Origin of the sequence: Bacillus sp. MYb56 (assembly GCF_002976445.1) — a bacterium.
Taxonomy (GTDB): domain Bacteria; phylum Bacillota; class Bacilli; order Bacillales; family Bacillaceae_G; genus Bacillus_A; species Bacillus_A mycoides.
Genome location: NZ_PCOH01000041.1, coordinates 1 through 23,405 on the forward strand (window position 1 = coordinate 1; position 23,405 = coordinate 23,405).

Annotated in this window: 21 protein-coding genes and 1 pseudogene; 7 read left to right on the forward strand and 15 right to left on the reverse strand. The window is 34.9% G+C overall.

The window, feature by feature from the left end; translation table 11 throughout:
• Positions 1 to 76: 76 nt before the first annotated feature.
• A complete protein-coding gene (locus CQ058_RS27570) occupies positions 77 to 256 on the reverse strand; it encodes an acid-soluble spore protein H (protein ID WP_002010492.1) in 180 nt (59 codons plus the stop codon).
• Positions 257 to 463: 207 nt separating this feature from the next.
• Positions 464 to 751 carry an ArsR/SmtB family transcription factor gene (locus tag CQ058_RS27575; RefSeq protein ID WP_001075217.1) on the reverse strand — a complete coding sequence of 96 codons (288 nt, stop codon included), beginning with the start codon at positions 749 to 751 and terminating at the stop codon, positions 464 to 466.
• 495 nt (positions 752 to 1,246) lie between these two features.
• On the opposite strand from CQ058_RS27575, the gene CQ058_RS27585 reads away from it, so the two are divergent.
• Positions 1,247 to 1,675 (forward strand): TlpA disulfide reductase family protein, encoded by a 429-nt coding sequence (locus tag CQ058_RS27585; RefSeq protein ID WP_080019354.1) that lies wholly within the window; start codon positions 1,247 to 1,249, stop codon positions 1,673 to 1,675.
• Positions 1,676 to 1,878: 203 nt separating this feature from the next.
• On the forward strand, positions 1,879 to 3,498 hold the full coding sequence (locus CQ058_RS27590; protein ID WP_002188268.1) for a lactate permease LctP family transporter: 1,620 nt from the start codon (positions 1,879 to 1,881) through the stop codon (positions 3,496 to 3,498).
• A gap of 38 nt (positions 3,499 to 3,536) precedes the next feature.
• On the opposite strand, the gene aspA is transcribed toward CQ058_RS27590, so the two are convergent.
• The 3 genes from aspA to gloA2 form a co-directional block, all read right to left on the reverse strand.
• Positions 3,537 to 4,970: an aspartate ammonia-lyase gene (aspA, locus tag CQ058_RS27595; RefSeq protein WP_002188266.1), complete on the reverse strand. Its 1,434-nt coding sequence runs from the start codon at positions 4,968 to 4,970 to the stop codon at positions 3,537 to 3,539.
• Between the two features lie 181 nt (positions 4,971 to 5,151).
• Entirely contained in the window at positions 5,152 to 6,450 is a 1,299-nt protein-coding gene (locus CQ058_RS27600; RefSeq protein WP_002125161.1) for a hemolysin family protein, read from the reverse strand.
• A 107-nt stretch (positions 6,451 to 6,557) separates the two neighbouring features.
• A complete protein-coding gene (gloA2, locus tag CQ058_RS27605) occupies positions 6,558 to 6,944 on the reverse strand; it encodes an SMU1112c/YaeR family gloxylase I-like metalloprotein (protein WP_001017670.1) in 387 nt (128 codons plus the stop codon).
• 91 nt (positions 6,945 to 7,035) lie between these two features.
• On the opposite strand from gloA2, the gene CQ058_RS27610 reads away from it, so the two are divergent.
• The 3 genes from CQ058_RS27610 to CQ058_RS27620 all read left to right on the forward strand — a co-directional run bounded on the left by CQ058_RS27610 (position 7,036) and on the right by CQ058_RS27620 (position 11,059).
• Positions 7,036 to 8,214, forward strand: a complete 1,179-nt coding sequence (locus CQ058_RS27610; protein ID WP_000668860.1) for a NupC/NupG family nucleoside CNT transporter — start codon at positions 7,036 to 7,038, stop codon at positions 8,212 to 8,214.
• Positions 8,215 to 8,545: 331 nt separating this feature from the next.
• A complete protein-coding gene (locus tag CQ058_RS27615) occupies positions 8,546 to 9,562 on the forward strand; it encodes an LCP family glycopolymer transferase (RefSeq protein ID WP_002029713.1) in 1,017 nt (338 codons plus the stop codon).
• Positions 9,563 to 9,796: 234 nt separating this feature from the next.
• A complete protein-coding gene (locus CQ058_RS27620) occupies positions 9,797 to 11,059 on the forward strand; it encodes a VanW family protein (RefSeq protein ID WP_105590087.1) in 1,263 nt (420 codons plus the stop codon).
• A gap of 54 nt (positions 11,060 to 11,113) precedes the next feature.
• On the opposite strand, the gene CQ058_RS27625 is transcribed toward CQ058_RS27620, so the two are convergent.
• Both CQ058_RS27625 and CQ058_RS27630 read right to left on the reverse strand, forming a co-directional pair.
• Positions 11,114 to 11,386 (reverse strand): hypothetical protein, encoded by a 273-nt coding sequence (locus CQ058_RS27625; RefSeq protein WP_002091014.1) that lies wholly within the window; start codon positions 11,384 to 11,386, stop codon positions 11,114 to 11,116.
• A 14-nt stretch (positions 11,387 to 11,400) separates the two neighbouring features.
• A complete protein-coding gene (locus CQ058_RS27630) occupies positions 11,401 to 11,919 on the reverse strand; it encodes an RNase A-like domain-containing lipoprotein (protein ID WP_002125157.1) in 519 nt (172 codons plus the stop codon).
• A 400-nt stretch (positions 11,920 to 12,319) separates the two neighbouring features.
• On the opposite strand from CQ058_RS27630, the gene CQ058_RS27635 reads away from it, so the two are divergent.
• A complete protein-coding gene (locus CQ058_RS27635; RefSeq protein WP_002188262.1) occupies positions 12,320 to 12,868 on the forward strand; it encodes a TVP38/TMEM64 family protein in 549 nt (182 codons plus the stop codon).
• A 63-nt stretch (positions 12,869 to 12,931) separates the two neighbouring features.
• On the opposite strand, the gene CQ058_RS27640 is transcribed toward CQ058_RS27635, so the two are convergent.
• The 3 genes from CQ058_RS27640 to CQ058_RS27645 all read right to left on the reverse strand — a co-directional run bounded on the left by CQ058_RS27640 (position 12,932) and on the right by CQ058_RS27645 (position 16,202).
• On the reverse strand, positions 12,932 to 14,632 hold the full coding sequence (locus CQ058_RS27640) for a M4 family metallopeptidase (protein ID WP_105590088.1): 1,701 nt from the start codon (positions 14,630 to 14,632) through the stop codon (positions 12,932 to 12,934).
• 167 nt (positions 14,633 to 14,799) lie between these two features.
• On the reverse strand, positions 14,800 to 14,928 hold the full coding sequence (locus tag CQ058_RS31590) for an NprX family peptide pheromone (protein ID WP_000733136.1): 129 nt from the start codon (positions 14,926 to 14,928) through the stop codon (positions 14,800 to 14,802).
• Positions 14,929 to 14,942: 14 nt separating this feature from the next.
• Positions 14,943 to 16,202, reverse strand: a complete 1,260-nt coding sequence (locus CQ058_RS27645; protein ID WP_002010467.1) for a tetratricopeptide repeat protein — start codon at positions 16,200 to 16,202, stop codon at positions 14,943 to 14,945.
• A 199-nt stretch (positions 16,203 to 16,401) separates the two neighbouring features.
• On the opposite strand from CQ058_RS27645, the gene CQ058_RS27650 reads away from it, so the two are divergent.
• Positions 16,402 to 17,865, forward strand: a complete 1,464-nt coding sequence (locus CQ058_RS27650; protein WP_002010465.1) for a nicotinate phosphoribosyltransferase — start codon at positions 16,402 to 16,404, stop codon at positions 17,863 to 17,865.
• Positions 17,866 to 18,088: 223 nt separating this feature from the next.
• Here the strand turns inward: CQ058_RS27650 and CQ058_RS27655 are convergent, their stop codons facing one another.
• The 5 genes and pseudogenes from CQ058_RS27655 to CQ058_RS27675 all read right to left on the reverse strand — a co-directional run.
• Positions 18,089 to 20,443, reverse strand: a complete 2,355-nt coding sequence (locus tag CQ058_RS27655) for a heavy metal translocating P-type ATPase (protein ID WP_002188260.1) — start codon at positions 20,441 to 20,443, stop codon at positions 18,089 to 18,091.
• A 20-nt stretch (positions 20,444 to 20,463) separates the two neighbouring features.
• Positions 20,464 to 20,841, reverse strand: coding sequence for an ArsR/SmtB family transcription factor (locus CQ058_RS27660; protein WP_002010461.1), 378 nt, complete (start codon positions 20,839 to 20,841; stop codon positions 20,464 to 20,466).
• A 209-nt stretch (positions 20,842 to 21,050) separates the two neighbouring features.
• Positions 21,051 to 21,602, reverse strand: coding sequence for a class I SAM-dependent methyltransferase (locus CQ058_RS27665; RefSeq protein ID WP_002134328.1), 552 nt, complete (start codon positions 21,600 to 21,602; stop codon positions 21,051 to 21,053).
• 126 nt (positions 21,603 to 21,728) lie between these two features.
• Positions 21,729 to 23,144: an amino acid permease gene (locus CQ058_RS27670; protein ID WP_002188259.1), complete on the reverse strand. Its 1,416-nt coding sequence runs from the start codon at positions 23,142 to 23,144 to the stop codon at positions 21,729 to 21,731.
• 103 nt (positions 23,145 to 23,247) lie between these two features.
• Positions 23,248 to 23,405 (reverse strand): annotated as a pseudogene (locus CQ058_RS27675) (alanine dehydrogenase); the annotation flags it as partial.

Here is a 23,405-nt window from a genome sequence, read left to right on the forward strand (position 1 = left end):
GCTTGATTTTTCAGGGCTTTTTTATTAAACTGTCCATTTTATAGGGTACAGTTCACAATTAGAAGCGTCTTTTCTATTACATCTCTTCTAAAGCCGTCACATCCACGTGAACGCTCTCTCCTGGGTTGGATACGTCATACACTTGAGCACTACCCTTCTGCTCATCACAGCTCTCAATCCATACGGGGACTCCCTCGTATGTAACATCAATTCTACTTGAAGAAGATAATATCTGTTTCACACGTTTTACATCCATTATATTATTCCTCCTTTGGCTTACAACACTCCTTTCTATCTTTTCATATCCCTTCAGAATATATTCCGTCAATTTAGCACTTCAACCGATAGTTTGTTTCTTTCTAACACGCTAATATATACGCTCTCAAATCTTCCTATTATTAGATTCTTTCCAAATAAAAAAAGACGTATATTTCACACGTCTTCTTTCCATAATATTCAAAAATTAAGAAAATAATGTTTTTACTACTTCACTTACTTTATCGTTATGAATTTGATAGTACACTTCTAACCCGCGTCTCTCAAAGCGTACTACTTTATTTTGTTTTAATTTCGTTAAATGCTGCGAAACAGTTGATTGCGGAATTTCTAATACCTCTTGTAATTGTGTTACATTACATGTTCCACGCTGCATCAGTTCCATTACTAAACGTAGACGAAGTGGATGAGCTAATGCTCTTAACATCTGTACGTCTTCTTCTGAAATACGACAGTCAAATTGGTTTTGGTTCATAAAATTCCCCTCATTTTCATTTTTTATTTTCTCTTTATTTATTTATATATCTGTTCTTATATTTCCTGTTACGACATAACTTTATCAACCTATAATGCTGAGAAAATTTTCCGACTTTTATCAGCACACAGTTCAAGAAAAAATCCCACCTGATTTTGAATATTATACTATATGATACAATAAAAAAGCAAAACAAAGGGCTAGCAATACTTTGCTTACAAACGTTGTTTTATCAGGCTTTTTGTTATATTTTCACCTTACTGAAATGTACAGTAATGATATTGTAAAATATCGTCCATAATTGATAACCTATCGTAAAGTAATTTGACCATATTTAACCACTTTGTTACGATAAAAAGGAAATTTAAGTAAGGAGGATGATGTAATATTAAAAAATGGTTTATTTTTGCGTTAATTAGCATTGCGGTTGGCTGGACCATTATCAATCACTTCCTATACAAAAAAGAAGATATAGCTTCAAAATCAAACATCCCCATTGGAACTGAAGTTGGCAATGTTGCCCTCGATTTCCTTCTGGAAACAACCACTGGTCAAGAAGTTCGTCTTACAGACTATAAAGGAAAAAAAGTAATATTGAATTTTTGGGCAAGCTGGTGTGGTCCATGCAAAATAGAAATGCCTGATATGGAAAAGTTTTATCACGATACTAAAGATATGGGGATTGAAATTGTTGCTGTAAATGCGACAGCTACTGAAAAAGACCCGAATAATGTAAAACAATTTCTTGAAGAAAACAAATATACCTTCCCCGTCCTATTAGATCAGAAAGGCCAGGCAAGTGCCACATATCAAATCATCAGCATTCCAACATCTTTTGTCATCGATACAAACGGTGTCATTCAATATAAGCATGTAGGACCAATGACATATGAAAAAATGAAAGAATATGTAAATAATTTATAGAAGCGTAATCAAATCAATTTGATTACGCTTTTTGTCTACTTTATGAACAAAATGTTACTTTTAATACTATTATGGAATAATTATACTTTTTCACGTTGACAATAGTGTTGAAGGAGAATATACTAAGCATGTAAGTTGATTGTGAATAGTTTCACAAATAATGTGAATTTCTTCACATATAATAGATAGGAGTTGTCATTATTATGAGTACTTGGACACAAATTTATGACCCATTAAACAATATTTGGTTATCTGCACTAATCGCAGCACTCCCAATTTTTTGCTTCATTATTTGTTTAGTGGGATTCAAAATGAAAGGTTACATGGCTGGGCTTTATAGTGTGATCGTCGCTATTATTCTTGCTATATTTGTTTATAAAATGCCCGCAACTGTAGCTGTAGCATCTGCCGGATTCGGTGTTTTATCTGGATTTTATCCAATTTGTACTATCGTTATCGCAGCTATCTTCCTTTACAAATTAACTGTTAAAACAGAACAATTCAATGTCATTCGTGATAGCATTTCAAGTATTACAAATGATCAGCGTTTACAAGTATTATTAATCGCTTATTCTTTCGGTGCTTTCTTAGAAGGCGCAGCTGGTTTCGGTGTTCCAGTTGCTATTACAGCTGCATTACTTGTAGGTATGGGCTTTAATCCATTAAAAGCAGCAGGTATTTGCTTAGTAGCTAATATCGCTGGTGGTGCTATGGGTGCTATGGGTATTCCAGTTACAGTACCTGCACAATTAACTGGGATAGATGCATTAACTGTCGGTCGTCAAGCTGTTTACATTTTGCCATTCATTAGCATTGTTTTACCGTTCTTACTTGTTTCAATGGTAGATGGATTTAAAGGCATTAAAGAAACTTGGCAAGGTATTCTTGTAAGTGGTGTTTCTTTCGCAATTACTCAGTTCCTTGTGACTTACTTCTTAGGCGCTGAACTTACTAATATTTTCGCAGCAGTCGTAAGTATGGTCGCTCTTACATTATTCTTACGTGTTTGGCAACCAAAATCTTCTGCTAAAGAAGAAAAACAAGAAGAAAAAGAATCTCATACATTCAATCAAATTTTATATGCTTGGTCCCCATTCGTATTCTTAACTGCATTTGTAACAATCTTTAATTTAAAACCAATTAAAGCTTTATTTGCTCCGGATGGTCCATTGGCAAACTTAGTATTTAACATTCAATTCCCTGGTCTTCATAATGCGGTTATGAAAACTGCACCAATTACAAAGGCTGATACACCTTTCGCAGCGATTTTCAAACTAGATGTATTCTCTTCTACAACTACTGCGATTGTATTAGCAATCATCGTTTCACTTATCGTCTACCGTGTAAACGGCAAAATGATTAAAGAATTAATGATCGAAACAATAAAAGAACTAAAAGTTCCAGTATATACAATTTGTAGCGTTATCGCTTTAGCTTACGTAGAAAACTACTCTGGTATGTCATCTACACTTGGACTTGCATTCTCTTCTACAGGAAATGCATTCCCAGTTCTTTCTCCAATCTTAGGATGGATTGGCGTATTCATTACAGGTTCAGTCGTATCAAGTGGTTCATTATTCGCACCACTTCAAGCAGTAACTGCCGATCAGTTAAACATCGTACCATCTACTCTCGTTTCATTAAACGTAGTTGGTGGTACAATCGCAAAAATGGTTTCACCACAATCTGTAGCAGTTGCTTGTGCAGCAGTTGGACTAGTTGGTCAAGAATCTGCTCTATTTAAAATAGTAATGAAATATAGTTTAATCTTCTTAGCTATTATTAGCTTACTTCAACTTAACTCTGTATTTAATATCTTCTAAAAAAAAGCACCGATCCAAATGGATCGGTGCTTTTTACATTACATTTTTTTAGTCTTTAATAAAGAAGCACCAGCAATTTCAGGATGCGTCATTTCGTATGGATCCAAAATAATATCAAGCTCTTCTGCTGTAAGTACACCATGTTCTAAACATAGCTCCCTAACAGATTTTCCTGTCGTAATTGCTTCACGTGCAATGCGAGAAGCTGCTTCATAACCAATATGAGGATTCACTGCTGTAATAACTCCAACACTTTTTTCAACATATTGCTTAAGCAACTCTTCATTCGCTGTAATTCCCTTTATACAGTATTCACGGAATACACGGAAACCGTTATTCATAATACTGATGGATTGAATTAAATTAAATACTAATACCGGCTCCATTACATTTAACTCTAATTGTCCAGCTTCTGACGCTAAGCAAATTGTATGGTCATTTCCAATTACTTGGAAAGCAACTTGGTTAATTACTTCTGCCATAACTGGATTTACTTTCCCCGGCATAATAGATGAACCTGGTTGACGAGCTGGTAATTGAATTTCCGCCAACCCAACACGTGGACCAGACGCCATAATACGAAGGTCATTTGCAATTTTAGACATATTCATCATACATACTTTTAGTGCTGCAGATACTTCTGTATATGCATCTGTGTTTTGCGTCGCATCAACTAAGTGCTCTGCACCAACAAGAGGGAAACCACTAAAAGTTCGTAAATGCTTCACAACTTGTTCTATATAAGTAGGGTTTGCATTTAATCCCGTACCGACAGCTGTCGCACCCATATTAACTTCGTATAAATGTTGACGAGACTGTTTAATTCTTTTTATATCACGCTCTAGCACTCTGCTATATGCTTCAAATTCTTGTCCAAGGCGAATTGGAACTGCATCTTGCAAATGCGTACGCCCCATTTTAATAACGTGATCGAACTCTTTTGCTTTATCATGAAAAGCAGAGTGAAGTTCTTCCATTGTAACAAGAAGTTCTTCCAGCATCATAAGAGTTGCTATATGAATCCCAGTTGGAAACGCATCATTTGTTGATTGGGCCATGTTCACATGAGTGTTTGGGCTAATTTTCGCATATTCACCTTTTTCGTATCCCATACGTTCTAGCGCTCTATTAGCAATTACTTCATTAGTATTCATATTAATTGAAGTACCTGCTCCGCCTTGAATCGGGTCTACGATAAATTGATCATGGAACTTTCCATCAACAATCTCTTGTGCCGCTTCTGCAATTTCTTGTCCGATATCTTTAGCTAAGTAACCTGTATCTATATTCGCAAGCGCTGCCGCTTTTTTTACAATTGCCATTGCCGTAATGAGTGACGGATGAATGCGGTATCCTGTAATAGGAAAGTTTTCTACGGCACGTAATGTTTGTACACCATAATAAGCTACACTCGGTACTTCCTTTTCACCTAAAAAATCTTTTTCTATACGTATATCCTTCGTTGCTATCATTTTTCATCACCTATACTTTTCATTCTAAATCCTTATCTAAAGAATTCGCCCTATAAAATACGAGTATCATTAAATGAATTCTTCAGTATCCACTTTCACTATATAGCACCTTTTTTGAAAGCGCAAACATTTATTTTTCTATATATACTTTTTATTAAAGTTTATATAATAGAAAATCCATTCATTCTTCTACTTTCTTTATTTCAACTCGCTTAATTTGATGCATATCCTTTTCAAGAACTTTAAAAGAAAAGCCGTGTTTCTCAATAATATCCCCCTCAGCAACGATCTGTTTTTGTACCATAATCCAACCACCAATTGTATCAACATCATCAGCGACCAAATGTATGCCAAATAAATCATTTACTTCGCTAATAAGCACTTTCCCCTCTACAATTTTACACACTTCACTTATATGTTCTATAGGTGGATGCTCATCTTCATCGTATTCATCTCGGATTTCTCCAACAATTTCTTCTAAAATATCTTCCAATGTAACAATCCCCGCTGTACCACCATATTCATCATATAATACAGCTAATGGAATTCGTTTTCTTTGCATTTGTAATAGTAAATCATGAATAGGTATATTTTCTAACACTTCAATAACTGGCCTTGTATATGGCGTAATCGAGCACCCCTCTTCTCGATTACCATCCATATAACGAATAAATAAATCCTTTACATTAACCATCCCAATAATTTCATCTTTATCTTCACCAAATACGGGATATCTCGTGTACTTTTCTTGTGCGATTATTTTAATATGTGTTTCAAATGGTTCGTCCTCATATAAACCTACAACTTCCGTACGAGGTACCATAATTTCCTTTGCGACTCTATTATCGAATTCAAAAATATTATTTACATATTTAAATTCCCTTTGATTAATCTCTCCACTCTCATAACTCTCAGATAAGATTAATCGTAATTCTTCCTCCGAATGAGCTACTTCATGTTCAGAAGCCGGATGTAATCCGAATAACCCTGTTACAAGCCTTGCAGAACCATTTAAAGCCCAAATAAACGGATACATTACTCGGTAAAAGTAAATAATTGGCTTCGATAATAATAAGCTAACTTGCTCTGCCCTTTGTATAGCGAGCGTCTTCGGAGCAAGTTCACCAATGACAACATGTAAAAACGTAATAACTGCAAAGGCAATAATAAATGAAACTGTACTTGCAATTGCAGGAGATAGGTGTAGTTTTAAAAACAACGGCTCGAGTATATGTTTTATAGTGGGCTCTCCTAACCACCCAAGCCCTAAAGCAGTAATTGTAATACCTAACTGACATGCTGATAAATACTCATCTAAATTCGAAGTTACTTTTTTAGCTGCCAATGCTCCTCGGCGTTTTTCACTAACGAGTTGATCAATACGACTGCTACGCACCTTAATAATTGCAAACTCAACAGCCACAAAAAATGCTGTTAACGCAATAAGAATGGCTACCATCAGTAATTTTAAAATATCCACATATGTCCTTTAGCTTTCTTAGCTAAAGTTACACCTCCTTTAAAAAAGAAGTTTCACTTTAGTTTCTTCATTTATTTGAAAGCAACCCTATATAAAATTCACCAATTTCAAGCCTCATACAATTCTAAAGGCAAGCCATCAGGATCTTGGAAAAAGACAAATTTTTTATCCGTAATTTCATCCATACGTATCGCTTCAGTCTCCACACCGCATTGTTTTAAATGGTTTACAGCTTCTTCTATATTTGTAACAGCAAATGCTAAATGTCTAAGTCCAGCTGCTTCTGGAAAACTTGGGCGCTCAGGTGGACTAGGAAATGAAAATAATTCAATTTGATACTCTTCCCCTACACATAAATCTAACTTATAAGAATCTCGTTCTTTTCTATATACTTCATTTATCGCTTTAAAACCTAATATCCGAGTATAAAAATCCTTTGACAGTTCATAATTCGAACAAATAATTGCAACGTGGTGCACTCTACATATATTCATGCTCTCTCTATTCCTTTCTTTACCAAAGATGCATATTCTCCCTTGAAATGAAAAACATATATAGCAGAATATCTCTTTTAGGGGGCTTACTATGAAATTTATTACTTTTTTCGTGGGACTTATCGTTGTTTTCTTCCTTGCTTATATTGCTAGCAACAATAAGAAACATATTAAATTTAAACCAATTTTTATCATGCTTATTATACAATTAATTTTAACCTATTTATTATTAAATACAGAAATTGGTCTCATACTTATTACGGTAATTTCTAGCCTGTTTACGAGGCTACTTGAGTATGCTGCCAGTGGTATAAATTTTGTATTTGGCGGTCTTGCAAATAAAGGGGAAATGCCATTTTTCCTTAACGTATTATTACCGATTGTCTTTATCTCCGTCTTAATTGGTATATTACAACATTTCAAAATACTACCATTCTTTATTCGTTGGATTGGTTTCTTTCTTAGTAAAATAAACGGTCTTGGGAAATTAGAATCTTACAACGCCATCGCTTCCGCTATTGTCGGCCAATCAGAAGTTTTTATTACGGTAAAAAAACAATTAGCCCAAATTCCAAAACATCGACTATATACACTTTGCGCCTCTGCTATGTCAACAGTATCTATGTCCATTGTCGGTGCCTATATGACAATGATTGAACCAAAATATGTAGTAACCGCACTCGTTCTCAATTTATTTAGTGGTTTTATTATCGTACTCATTATTAACCCTTACGACGTTAACGATGATGAAGACATTTTGGTAATAAAAGGGGAAAAACAAAGTTTCTTTGAAATGCTTGGAGAATACATTCTTGATGGTTTTCGTGTAGCAATTGTCGTCGGTGCTATGCTCATTGGATTCGTCGCATTAATGAGTTGCATTAATGACCTATTCCTCATTATATTCGGCATTACTTTCCAACAATTAATAGGCTATGTATTCGCCCCTATTGCATTTCTTATCGGCGTACCAAGTTCTGAAATTGTCACAGCGGGTAGCATTATGGCAACAAAGCTTGTAACAAATGAATTTGTAGCAATGATGGATCTTAGTAAAATTTCCAGCACTCTCTCTATCCGTACAGTTGGTATTATTTCTGTCTTCCTCGTTTCTTTTGCCAACTTTTCTTCCATTGGAATTATTTCCGGTGCGGTAAAAGGGTTAAACGAAGAACAAGGAAATGTTGTTGCCCGCTTCGGCCTAAAATTACTATACGGCGCTACTCTTGTTAGTATTTTATCTGCGATTATTGTAAGTATTATGCTTTAATTAGGTAAAATTTTATCATTTTCTTATCCCTGTCTTTTGTATACAATAACGAATAGATGTCTTATAAAGTGAAACTTTAATCAGAGGGGGCTATCCCCCACTGATTATTAGTTGAACCAATCGGGCATTTACGGGCAGTTATCTCCCACCTAACTTCCTTGCATTCGCTGGACTTTGAGGTGGGAGTTTTACTGCCCGTTAATGCGGGATAAATAATCAATACATCTATTTTTTATACATGTACAATACCTTTTATTTAGCGTAAAATATTTTTTATGTGTTTTAATACGCTTCTAGATGTATACACTTTGATTGTTTTAAAGGAGAAAAAATGATGAAATCCGACATTAACAACGAAACTCGAGCCAAAAAAGGACGCTCAAAGAAAAAGCGCCTACTTTGGTTCATTCTTATTCCCTTACTTATTGTAGCAATGGGAGCAGGAGGCTATTCCTTCCATATATACAGTAAAGCAAAATCCGTCTTAAGCAACGCTTATTCTGAACTCGGCCGAGGAGATAAATCCAGCAAACGTGAAAAAGCTGTTAAACCTATGACTGATAATATTTCTGTCCTGATCATGGGTGTTGATGAAAGTGATATCAGGGAAAAAGGTTACGGAAAAGCGACTCGTACAGATGCATTACTACTTGCAACAATTAATAAAAATGATAAATCTGTTAAACTAGTCAGCATTCCACGTGATTCACGCGTCTTCATTAAATCACGTGATAAATATGATAAAATTACACATGCACATGTATTTGGTGGTGTAGACAGCACAATTGATACAGTAGAAAAATTTTTAGATGTACCAGTTGATTACTATGTAAAATTTAATTTCAAATCCTTTATCAAGATTGTTGATTCTCTAGGTGGTATAACTGTCGACGTTCCAGTTGAGTTCACAGAACAAAATAGTAGCGACGAAGCAGATGCAATTCACCTAAAAAAAGGGCGTCAACATTTAAATGGAGAAGAAGCACTTGCACTAGCTAGAACGCGTCATATTGATAGTGATTATATGCGTGGTCAACGACAACAACTTGTTTTAGAGGCTATTGCTGAAAAAGCCCTATCTCTCAATTCCATTAATAAAATCGGAAGCCTATTAGATGCTGTCGATACAGACTTAAAAACAAATTTAACTTTTGATGATATGATGACTATTGCAAAAAATTCAATGGATTCAAATTTAAAAATGGATAAATTGCAAGTGGAAGGTACTGATAAATATATAGGTGGTATTTATTATTACGTTCCAAACGAAAAGAGTGTTAATGATATATCGACAACACTTCAAGAACATCTCGGTGTTACGAATAAAAATGAGCATAAAAAATTATAATAAAAAGGCTGCTAGATTTTTCTAAGCAGCCTTTTTATTATAATTTTCAACATATTTCTCATGCATATTGTGACAAAAAGAGACAATTATTACAGCAGTGTAACATTTTTTATGAAAACATTACACACGTAGTGAAAATAATAGTATACTAGGACGTACATAATGTTATTTTCATCATTTTTATACAAAAAATGTAATACATATATTTATAAAAATTTTTCTGGGGGGAAATAAATGAAGCTAAGCAAAATACTGATTGGTTCCGCTATTGCTGGTGGCATATTACTTTGTGTTGGTGGTATTGGTGGATATCAATATGTATCCAAATTAAATAATCAACTAAATACAACTGCACTACCAAACACTACATTTGAAGGTATTTCTCTTGATGGAAAAAATAAAGCAGATATTCAAGCCCTTGTTAATCAAAAGATAAATGAATTAAATCAAAAATCTCTTAACTACGTATTCCAAAATGATAAGCAAAATTACACGTGGAAAGATTTAGGAGTAGATTATAAAGAGAAGGATATTGTCGACAATATCTTTAAAGAACAAGAAGGGAACGTAATGAATCGTTACAACATGCGTAAGCAAGCTGAAAACGGTGAAGTAAAACGTGACTATAAATTAACACCACAATTAAATACAACAACTTATGAAACCTTTATAAAGGATAAATATAATGAAACATTAAAAAATCCTGTCAACGCCGAATTAAGTGTTGAAGGCTCTACAGTAAATATTAGCCAAAGTCAAAATGGAGAAAAAATTGATAAAGGAAAATTAACCGATTTAACAAGCGCAGCTATTACTTCTGGCACACCCGATGTTGTATTACCAGTTACACTAATAAAACCTGAACGTTCTACAGAAGATATACAACAAATGGGGATTAAAGAAGTGATTGCTGAATATTCTACCCCAATGGCTGGCCGTAATGGAAATCAATCCTATAACGTAAATAAGTCAGCTAATACGTTAAGTGGAGTTATTGTAGCACCTGATGAAACGTTTAGTTTTAATGGCCGTGTTGGCGTAACTGATGCTGCACATGGTTATAAATCCGCAGCAGTATATTCACAAGGTAAAGTTATACAAAGTGCAGGCGGAGGCGTTTGCCAAGTAAGTAGTACTTTATACAGCGCAGCTTTAAGGGCAGATTTAGGAATTGTTTCTCGAAGCAATCATTCTATGCCCGTAAATTATTTACCACTTGGGCAGGATGCAGCAGTGGCAGATTATGGTCCGGATTTAAAATTTAAAAACAATACAGGTAAGCATATTTACATTCAAGCATTTTCAAATGGCGGTAGTATTACTACACGTATTTTCGGTACAAATACTGGTAAAAATGTTGAAGTTTCTTCTCAAGTAATTAGTAATACTGGTGATAAAATAACAGCGGTTACGTATAAAAAAGTAACACAAAACGGTGAAGTACTCTCAAATGGAAAAATTTCAAAAAGCGTATATAAAAGTGCCCCAAAACAATGAGATAATATCAAACGGACAAATTTCAAAAAGCGTATACAAAAAGGCGTGATCTACTCATGCCTTTTTCTTTTGCAATAATAGTAAAAAAATTTCCAGATGATCTTTCGTTTCTTCTAAAGACCACACACGATTGCCTTGCTTCGCAGCTAATACGCACGCTTCTTCCCACGCGTTCTTTTTCTTCATATTTACTAATTCATCGCGTAATTTCAAAACAATCTCTTCGTCCTCTTGCTCTATAAACTCTTCCATTACGCTTACTATTTCATCCTCATGAATACTTAACGTACAGTACGATTTAAGAAAGTATTGTAATGTTGGATACATATATACTCCCCCCTTTATTTATCTGATGGATAAGAAGTAATAATCTTAAATCCTAGATTTCCTGATTTATCTCTCGCTAAAACAGTAACAGTCTTTACTAGTTTGTCTTTTACATTCATATTTTTCTTTATTACTGTTTTTCCAACTGGGAATGAATGAGTTGTATTCAATACAAGACGAGCCTCTTTAGAGTTTTTCAACCAATCCTGAATTTCTTTATCATGTTGTTTTAAACTATCTTTCACAGCCTTTGTCGCTGTTTCCTTATCATAGTATGTACTTGCCGCTGAAACTTTATCTGTCTTCAAACGATTCTTCAAATCCTCTTCTGATTTGCCTACATGCCTTTCAATCGTATGACCATTTTTAGGTGGCCCTTCCATTTCATCTAAAATATTATCACTAATTTTTTCTACTGATGTAGAATGATCCTCTTTTGGTTTTTCTGTTTTTTGTTCTTTTCCTGCACATCCACTTAAAATCAGCATTAGTGCCAATAAACTACTCAAGAAAAGACTACTTAATCGTTTCATCGTATCACCTCTTCCATGATTATTATCGTAACTCCACTAAAAGTCAATTTCACAAAGAAAAAATGTATACAGTTTTAAAATCCTCATTCATTTTGCTATATTTTCCACCCCCCTTTCATCAAATCACTGTTTTTCGCCCTTTTTTAAAATATACCCCCATGTTTTTATAATTATTTCCCAGATGAAAACACCAATCAAAACACTCCATAAACCCTTTAAATACAGGATTTATAGAGTGTTTTTTAAACAAACTAAATATACCCCTACTTTCATATACCTAATACCTATATAAGGTATACAAATCCCTTTCTATCAACTGTTTTCTACATTATGTAAATTTGCACTTGCCTATACAATGTAAATATGGTGTAATGCAAAAAAAGATAAAGGATTTTAAAGAATGGCTGAAACAATTCAAAACTTCTTAACAGACTATTATTCAAGCGCAATTCCACTTAGTATCTTAATCAACATCATCATCAGTCTTTTAGGTTTTATCCCTAGTATTTTTTTGACCGCCATTAATATACAGCTCTTCGGTGTAACAAATGGCACAATCATTTCGATCGCAGGTGAGGCATTAGGGGCTATTATCTCGTTTTATATTTATCGTATAGGCCTTCAAAAGTTCACTCACGATAAAGTAAATACGTATCCAAAGGTAGAACGCCTTCTTTACGTAGAAGGCAGAGAGGCATTTCTACTCGTCCTATCTTTTCGTTTTATTCCTTTCATTCCGTCCAGTATCGTTACTTTATTTGCAGCTCTAGGCAAAATGTCATTACTCTCTTTCAGTATTGCCAGCACAATAGGGAAAATACCGGCTTTATTGATTGAAGTATATTCTGCATATCATGTCATTAACGGAACAAATGAAGCGAAATGGATTATTACAATCGCAGGTTGTGTTGGATTACTTTATTTGTGGAAAAAATGGAGAAAAAAATAAAGAAGGAGCATAGGCTCCTTCTTTATTTTTGAGGTATTTTATTAATAACTATCCCTTAAAGCCTTAGTTTACACCAACAGCACTAAATGATTGCTTAACTGCTGCTACTTCTGCAGAGCTAGCACCATATAAATCAGCTGCAGCTTGTACTGCACCAGCACGTGCTTGACTAAATGTAGTAGATTGCGTGAAATACTGTGTATTTGCACGGTAGTAAATCGCACCTAATTTATCTTTACCGATACCAGTTACAGTTACACCAGAATGCGTACCACCATTTGCTAATAAATAAGCTTGTTTGTTAATAATACCACTGTTTGTATGAACGCCACCGTTATCACTTGAACCAGTGTAACGCTTAGAATAATGGTCTGGGTCACCATATTTCGCTGGATCACTCATAGAACGAAGTGCATCTCCCGCCTTACCAGGTGTATAAATATCTTCACCAATCTCCCAATCTGGGTTACGGTTATCATAGAATTCTACTAAAGTACCAAAAATATCAGAAATTGCTTCATTTAACGCTCCTGATTCATTTTGATAAATTAAATCCGAGCTATTTTCCGTAACAGCATGTGTTAATTCATGGCCAATTACATCAATGCCACCAGATAATGAAGTGAATGTTACACCATCACCATCTCCGTATACCATTTGTGAGCCGTTCCAGAATGCATTATTATACTTACTTCCGTAATGAACTGTTGATTTTAATGGTGCTCCTGCATCATTAATAGAGTTTCTGTTAAATGTAGCTTTATAGTAATCATATGTTTTACCTGCATAGTAATGAGCATCTACTGCCGCTGCATCATACGCTGCATTGAAAACATTATCTGCATCTGCCCATAATGTTCCTGGTAATGTTGAGCGGTTTTTCGCATCATATGTGAAAATTGTTGCTCCGCGCGTATTATCTTGTAAATAGTAAGACGATCCAGATAACGTTGTATTAAGCGATTTCGTATCTCCTAATACACCTTTACCAGTTCCAACTTTATTCGTCCCTGTTACAGGCTTTACAACCGCTTTCGCTTCCTGTTTAGGAGCATCTTGCTTAACTGGTGACTTATCATCATTCGTTACATGATCAAGTTTATTATATTTATTTAACACTTTACCGCTTTCCGCTTCAATGAAATAGTAATAGTTTCCTGGATTTGGCTCTAAGAAGTTTAAATTCACAACGTATGCATATGTCGTTTCTTCACCATTTTGATATACATATAAATCCGCTTTTGGATCCACTTCGTATTTAGGTGTTACTCCTAAATCTTGTTGCGCAATTTCAATTGCTTTTGCGCCTTCAATCTTATTTTTGTTTTTTAACTTTTCCTTCTTGTCTAAATCAGGCGCAACTGTTCCAGACAATACTTTTAAAGAACCATCTTTACTTACGTGAGCTACTTGAGTAGACCCCCATACAGGTACTCCCTCGTAAACTTGTTGCATACGTACTACTGTTGAATCAGTTACAGCATCTTTTTTCACTTGTTTTACTTTGAAAGAATCTTGTGCACTCTTTTCCCCTAGCTTATAATCACCTTTTGCTGCGTTTAAGTAATCAAACACCACAGATTCCGCTTTCTTACCAGTCGCTCCAGTTAGATCACCAGAAATAAACTCTGGTGACTGTACCGTCTCATTGTACTTCTTAGTAGAGAGTACATTTTTAGAATCCGCAAATGCAGAGCCTGTCCCTCCGAACGTAGTAACTGCCATTCCTGCCACTAACACTAACGCTAAACTCTTCTTTTTCATCTAACATTCCCCCTAATAAAAAATTTTTGAAAAAGAGTAGTTTCATATTATCATTATGTTTCCACTATTAATATACTAAAAATTCAATTAATTTCTTTCTCAAGTGTTGTAGAATTTTGAGGAACAAATATTGAAAAAAAACCCTTTCCGTTGGGAAAGGGTTTTTTTTATAAATTAATTTGTTCAACTGTTTTAGCTTCTTGCCCTAGAGTATCCGGCTTCCAAGCATACTGAATATCCAATACTACAGCTGCAATTGCCATAACCACAAATGTTCCTGCAATTAACTTTTTCATACTATCCCTCCTCTTTACTCTTCTAATAAAGTAATCGCTAATTTATAATAGCGATTACTTTCTTTAAAATCTGAGCATTCTTCTAAGTATTCAGCTAGTTCTAAGTATACTTTCTTTAAATCTTTTATATTTTCCTCTGTTTTAAAGAAAGGAACTACTTCTGTTTCTAGAAATTTTTTATAGAGGTCTCTTTCTTCAAAATATTTATATCTTAAATTTAACAATAAATATAACATCCCTTTGTATCTATCATCTTTCCTTGCAGCAAGGATACCTTTTTCAATCCATTCAGCCGCTTCCTCAAGTTCTCCTAATTGAATACACTGTAATGAGAGCTCATACATGGCATCAATATAATTCATATCCTCTTCTTTTTTATACTTTAAGCATTCTATATAATACTCTTTCGCCTTGGCATAATTTTTTTGTCGGTAGTACAGATAACCAATATTATTTAAAGCAATAGAAAGAATATTATCTTTATCAGCAAAAGAAGTTGCTTCTCTTATGATATGATTATAGATTTCCATAGCTTCATTATATTGTTTTTTTCTAGTATAACTAAACGCAATTAAAAACTTACAATTAATTATATTTCTAAATTTATATTCACTTTTAAAACCTTCTAATGCCACATTAGCAAAATATAATGTCATATGGTCTATTTCCATCTGACTATATGTCAATGCCAAATTATAATATATTCCTGTTTCATAATATCCTAACTCTTTCGCCATCGATTCCGTCTTTAACAGATATTCTAATGCCTGCGTATATTTGTACTGCACAGAATATAATAATGCCTTATTATACGTATATAACATCTTCTGAAAAGGCGAGTATTTCTTATACACTTTCTTCAATCCGTCCAATTCTTCTTCAACAGCAGGGAGATCCCGCTTCATCATTAAATAACGTGTATACAGCAGTTTATAATAATTTATAATTTCAAAATCCAACACATGCTTCATTTCACCTTGCAACTCTTCGTATATGCGCTCTACTTGTTGCTTGTCCAAATGAACTAATGCATTCAACCACTCGTCCAACTTCACTTTCACATCTTCTTCTACATCTCTCAAATCCGTCACAGCAATTTCTAGTCTTGTGCAGAGCAATTGTAGAATTTCTTCTGATGCTTCAATCTTTCCATTTTCGATCTTACTTAAGTATGAGACAGAACAAATGCCCTGACATAATTCTTCTTGTGTCATTTTTTGCTGTAGCCGTTTATAAAAAACTTGCTTGCCTATTTTTTCTAATGTTTGTTGCATTGTCCTCCTCCATTCTCATTACCCCCACTACTCTAATAATACATAAAATCTAGAGAAATATAAATTGATAAATGTAAATTTTCTAAAAAATATGCATTATTTCATTTTTTTCTCTCTTGACTTCAATCCCCTATTACTTCTTTGCTACGAAAGGGGAAAAATTGGTATACTATAACCAAATTACGGAGGTGTTTTCGCAATGAATCATTATAAAGACGATAGTTACGCCTTACATACAGATTTATATCAAATCAACATGGCTTATACATATTGGAAAGATGGTATTCATACTCGCCGTTCTGTTTTTGATCTATACTTTCGAAAGCTTCCATTCGAAAACGGCTATGCTGTTTTTGCTGGTCTTGAAAAAATTGTAGAGTACATAGAAAATTTCAGCTTTACCGAAAGTGACATCGCTTATTTAGCAGAGCTGCAATTTGAAGAAGACTTCCTTCATTATTTACAAAACATGAAATTTACTGGCACGATTCGTAGTATGCAAGAAGGCGAAGTTGTTTTTAATAACGAACCATTATTACGTGTTGATGCACCGCTTGGCGAGGCACAAATAATTGAAACTGCCCTCTTAAATATTGTAAATTACCAAACATTAATTGCTACAAAAGCTGCACGTATGAAGCACGCTGCAAATAATGATGAGCTTTTAGAGTTCGGTACAAGACGCGCTCATGAGTTTGATGCTGCCCTTTGGGGAACACGAGCTGCCTTTATTGGTGGTTTTTCATCTACAAGTAACGTTCGCGCAGGGAAACGATTTGGCATCCCTGTAGCTGGCACACATGCCCATTCTTTCGTTCAAGCATATCGCGATGAATATGTTGCATTTAAAAAATATGCTGAAACACATAAAAAATGTGTATTTCTTGTCGATACATACGACACATTAAAATCTGGTGTTCCAAATGCGATTCGTGTTGCAAAAGAGTTCGGGGATCGTATCGATTTTTATGGCATTCGCCTTGATAGTGGTGATATGGCATATTTATCAAAGGAGGCCAGAAAACAACTTGATGCAGCTGGATTTACAAACACAAAAATTATCGCTTCTAGCGATTTAGATGAATATACGATTATGCACTTGAAATCTCAAGGGGCAAAAATTGATGTATGGGGTGTTGGTACAAAGCTGATTACATCCTTTGAGCAGCCAGCATTAGGGGCTGTTTATAAACTAGTCGCTATTGAAGATACTGACGGAAAATTAAATGATACGATTAAGATTTCATCTAATCCTGAAAAAATTACAACCCCAGGACTTAAACGAATTTATCGTATTATTAACCGTGTTAACGATCATGCAGAGGGCGATTATATTGCTTTAGAGTCAGAAGAACCCGGAAAAGAAGAGCGTTTAAAAATGTTTCATCCAGTTCATACATATATAAGTAAATTCGTAACAAGCTTTGAAGCACGCGAACTGCATCAAGATATTTTCATTAACGGTAAAAGAGCGTATGAATTACCTAATATATTAGATATTCAAAAGTATAATGAACGCAGCCTCTCACTATTTTGGGAAGAGTATATGCGAACTTTAAACCCAGAAGAGTACCCTGTCGATTTAAGCCAAGAATGTTGGGATCATAAAATGAATTATATTCAAACTGTTCGAGAACAGGTTGAAAAAAACATACAAAAATAAAGTGAAGCTTTAATCAGTGGGGTTTTGTCCCTCCCCCACTTCTCCATTTTTCAATACTATATGGATATTTGTAAAAAATATATTAAAATAACAAGAAGAATATTATATTTTGTAAATTTATATATTACATTATTTAAAAACAAAATAATATTTGATATTATTTTCTTGAGTCAATTTCAACAAAATAACCAAATAAAAAGAGGACGCAATTGCGTCCTCTTTTTTATAAATCTTTTACTCGTAGTACACGCATTGCATTTAATACTGCAAGTAACGTCACACCAACATCTGAGAAGACTGCTTCCCACATTGTTGCAATACCAAAGGCGCCGAGTAATAACACTAACCCTTTTACCCCTAATGCAAATATAATATTTTGCCATACGATGCTACGTGTACGTTTTGCAATTTTTACTGCTGTCGCAATTTTTGAAGGCTCATCAGTCATAATAACGATGTCAGCAGCTTCAATTGCTGCATCTGACCCTAAGCCGCCCATCGCAATACCAACGTCTGCCCTTGCTAGTACTGGCGTATCATTAATACCATCACCGACGAATGCAATCTTTTCTTTACCGCGTTTTGCTGCATCAATTTTTTCGATTTCTTCTACTTTTTGGTGTGGTAATAATTCGGCATGAACTTCGTCTAAACCTAATTCTTTACCAACAGCTTCCCCGACTGATTTTGCATCACCAGTTAACATGACTGTCTTCTTAATACCTAGTTCTTTTAACTTTTGAATTGCTTGTTTTGAATCCTCTTTTACCTCATCAGAGATAACAATATAACCTGCATATTTACCATCTACAGCAACATGAACTAGTGTACCTACTGTATTTGGTTGCTTAAATGTAATGTTTTCTTTGCTCATTAATTTAGCATTACCTGCGAAAATTTCTTTTCCTTGTACTTTTACAACCGTACCATGACCAGAAATTTCACTATAGTCTTCAATAGCATTTTCATCGATTGATTTTCCATATGCATTTCGAATAGATTGTGCAATCGGATGATTTGAATATACTTCTGCAAATGCTGCATATTCTAATAGCTTTTCAGCTGTGATACCTTCACTAGGCTCCATCTTCGTAACTTTAAAGACACCTTTTGTTAACGTTCCTGTTTTATCAAAAACGATATATTTCACATCATTCAATGCTTCTAAATAGTTACTTCCTTTTACTAAAATACCACTTTTAGATGCCCCACCAATACCGCCAAAGAATCCAAGAGGAATCGATACAACGAGCGCACATGGACAAGAGATTACTAAGAACACTAAAGCTCTATAAATCCAATCGGAGAATGTAGCACCCTCTAAAATAAGTGGTGGAATAAATGCCATTATTGCTGCTGTTATAACTACAACAGGAGTATAATAACGTGCAAACTTTGTAATAAAGTTTTCTGTTGGCGCTTTTTTGCTACTTGCATTTTGTACTAAGTCTAAAATTTTCGATACAGTGGATTCACCGAACTCTTTTGTAACTTCGACAATTAATACACCATTTTGGTTTACAAAACCACTTAATACGTCATTACCAACTTCTACTTCCCTCGGTACAGACTCACCTGTTAACGCTGAAGTATCCATCATTGATGTTCCCTCAACTACTTTCCCGTCTAACGGTACTTTTTCACCTGGTTTTACGATAATATACTCACCAATTTGCACATCTTCTGGTGACACTTGTTTCGTTTCGTTTCCAACTTTCACATTCGCATAGTCAGGACGAATATCCATTAATGACGTAATTGATTTTCGAGAACGATTTACTGCAATACTTTGGAACAGTTCCCCTACTTGGTAAAATAGCATAACTGCTACCGCTTCTGGATATTGTTGAATCGCGAAAGCTCCTAAAGTTGCAATTGCCATTAAAAAGTTTTCATCGAACACTTGGCCGCGAGTTATGTTTCTTACCGCTCTCCAAACGATATCTCCACCTATTAATAAATAAGCAAGGACGAATAATGGAATTGTTATCATTTGCGGTAATCCGGCTAACGCAGCAATTCCTGTCAAAATTCCACCGACTACTAATCGTCCTATCATCTTTTTCACATTTCCATCACCATGATCATGGTCGTGTCCTTTTTCCTCTTCACGAACAACTTTTACATCAGGCTCTAACTTTTGAACAACATTTTTTATATTTTGTACAGTCGATTCAAGTTCTCGTTTATTTGCAACTTCTACTCGTAATTTCTTTGATACGAAATCAACAGTCGCTTCTGAAATTGTTGGCATTTCCTTTACCTTATTTTCAATCTTCATTGCACAATTTGCACAGTCTAAGCCTTCTAATACAAATACTTCTTTTACTGATTTTGTTTTTTGCTCTTCTTGCACTTTAATATGTGGCTCTAATTTTGTAACAAGTTGCTTCGCTTCCGTAACAACTTGATTTTCTTTATTTCGCGGTGTTTCTAAAAGCATCGTTTTTGTTGCAAAGTTTACGGAACAAGATGTTACCCCTTCTATATTCCCAACACCTTTTTCAATTTTCATTGCACAATTTGCACAATCTAAACCTTCTAGCATAAGTTTCTTTTTCACTAATGCTTCTGCCATCGTTCTCCCTCCTCGCTTTTTTATTCTTCCTCGTTTACGTGTTCAAACGCTTGCTCGAAGATATGAATTACGTGTTGATCAGCTAATGAGTAATAAACTACCTTTCCTTCTTTACGGTTCTTTACAAGCTTTGCTTGCTTTAATACACGAAGCTGATGTGAGATTGAAGATTGCGTCATTCCTAATAAATAAGCTAAATCACAAACACACATTTCAGCTTCAAATAATGCATGTAATATTCTCGTACGTGTACGGTCACCTAATACTTTAAATAATTCTGCTACTTTACTTAAACTTTCATCAGTCGGAATTGTTTGTTTTACTTGATCCACGATTTCCTCGTGAATTACCGTTTGAGAACATGCTTCCTGTTGCGTTTCTACTTTATTTTCAGCCATCACAGCTCACCTCTTTATTTGAACATATGAACAATTATTCATATGTATTATACCTTTATTATATGAGCGTCCATTCATATGTGTCAATGAATTCTCATACATTTTTTAAAACATTTCGTTCACATTTCAAAATAAACATATAAATATTCTCCGCATCTATCATGCTCTTCATACAAAAAGGATGCACGAAAACTACCGTGCATCCCTTCTTATTTATTAACTTTTACTGCATCCACAATTAACGAAGCAAATCCTAATTTACCATCTTGATTTCTATGATCAAAACGTTTCGATCGATAAATAAATCCACCGTTCTCTTCCCAATCACTATAATGAAACTGGCCATTCTCATCACAGTATTCTAAAAGCTTTACTTGAAAACCTGCTGCTTCAAACATAGATATAATCGTTTTGTAGTTATGTACAATTTTATGACTTGCAGCTGGATGATCTAACGGGCCAGGTCCTCCCACTTGCACACCACGCTGATACTCTTCATTTTGGAAAAATGCATCCGGCACTGCACAGCGAATATATCCACTATCTTCTAAAAACTCATAACAAACTTTAGCTGCTTCTATACCTTCTTCATATGATAAATGCTCCCATACGTGCTCAGCCAAAATTACTGATAAAGAATTAGGCTGAAATTTATTAAGCCACGTTTCTCTTTTTAATAAATGTAATTCTTTTTCATTCGTATGTAACCACCCTGGGTTATTATTATATCCCTCTGCTCCAACGACAACTTTCGTCTCCATCTTTCCACCCCTTCTTATATTCCGACATAAAAATTCGACAACATAACATTGGTCTCCTTTATTTCCCCAAAAGAAAAAGCCTTGCGCGCTCCCTAGACGCACAAGGCTTACTAACTTTATATCCCTTTAATTAGCTTTTTCTAAACTATCTTGCGAACTTCCATCGTCTTTTAAATGACTATGTTTTTTCGAATAAACAAAGTATACAACCACTCCGATTGCTAACCAAACACCGAAGTATATCCATGTTTTTAACGGTAGATTTACCATTAAGAATAGACAGCTTGCAACTGAAATAATCGGTAAGATTGGTACAAGTGGTACCATAAATCCACGTTGTAATTTCGGATGCGTTTTACGAAGAATGATGACAGTTACACCAACCATCGCAAATGTTAATAACGCTCCAATATTCGCTAAATTCGACAATTCTTTTAAATCGATAAATCCGGCAATTAAAGCACTACCAATTCCTGTTAACCAAACTGAAAATGTTGGTGCTTCTGTCTTCTTGTTAATTCTCGCAAAAGATTTTGGCAATAAACCGTCACGGCTCATAGCGAAGAATACACGTGTCGTAGCGTAGATGTATGCGAAAATTACAGCCATAATACCAATTACAGCTCCAATAGCGATTACACCAGCCACTTTATCTTGTCCTACAACTTCTAATACATAGGCCATCGCTTCAGGTACATCTAATTCCTTATAAGAAACCATACCTGTCATAACGAGACAAACTACAACATAAATGATTGTACAAATGACTAATGAAGCAATAATACCAATCGGCAAATCACGTTGTGGATTTTTCACTTCTTCAGCAGAAGTTGCTAATGCATCAAATCCTAAGAAAGCGAAGAATACTGCTGCTCCTCCGGCAAAGACTCCACTTAAGCCATACGGTGCAAATGGTATCCAGTTTTCTGGTTTCACGTAGAATACACCAACTGCAATGAATAAAACAACAATACCAATTTTAATTAATACCATTATGTTATTCACACGCTTACTTTCTTTTGTACCTCGCGATAATAACCAAGTTATCACCAACGTAACGATAACTGCGGGTAAATTCACCATACCACCTTGCGATGGAATCGTTAACAACGCTTTTGGAATTTCAAGTCCCAATCCACTCACTAAATTATTGAAATAACCTGTCCATCCGCCAGCTACTGCGGCAGTCGTTACGACATATACGGATAGCAATGTCCATCCCATTAAATGGGCAACAAACTCACCAATTGTTGCATATGAATATGTGTACACACTACCTGAAACAGGAAGTGCAGATGCAACCTCTGCATAACATAAAGCTGCAAATCCACAAACAATTGCTGCAATCATAAATGAAAAAATAACTGCTGGACCAGCATCTCTTGCTGCTACTAATCCAGTTAATACTAGAACTCCTGTACCAATTATCGCACCAATCCCTAGCATTGTTAGGTCAAATGCCCCTAGCGTTTTCGTCAAAGTTTTACTTTTACTTTCCCCTAACAATTGCGTAACGGATTTCTTTTTAAATAGGTTGGCCACGATGAATGCCCCCTTTTACCAAGAAGAGCTAAGAGGTATTATCTCTTAGCTCTTATCATGTTGTTTTATATATTGTTCGATTTTGTTTTGTATAATGCTTCTATTAGCAAGATACTGTTTCTGCTTCTAATAATTCTTTAGCACCCTTGTACTCTACACCGTGAGCTTCTGCAACTGCTTCGAATGTTACATAGCCTTCTAATGTATTAATACCTTTTAATAATGCAGTGTTGCCTAGGCAAGCTTCTTTGTAGCCTTTGT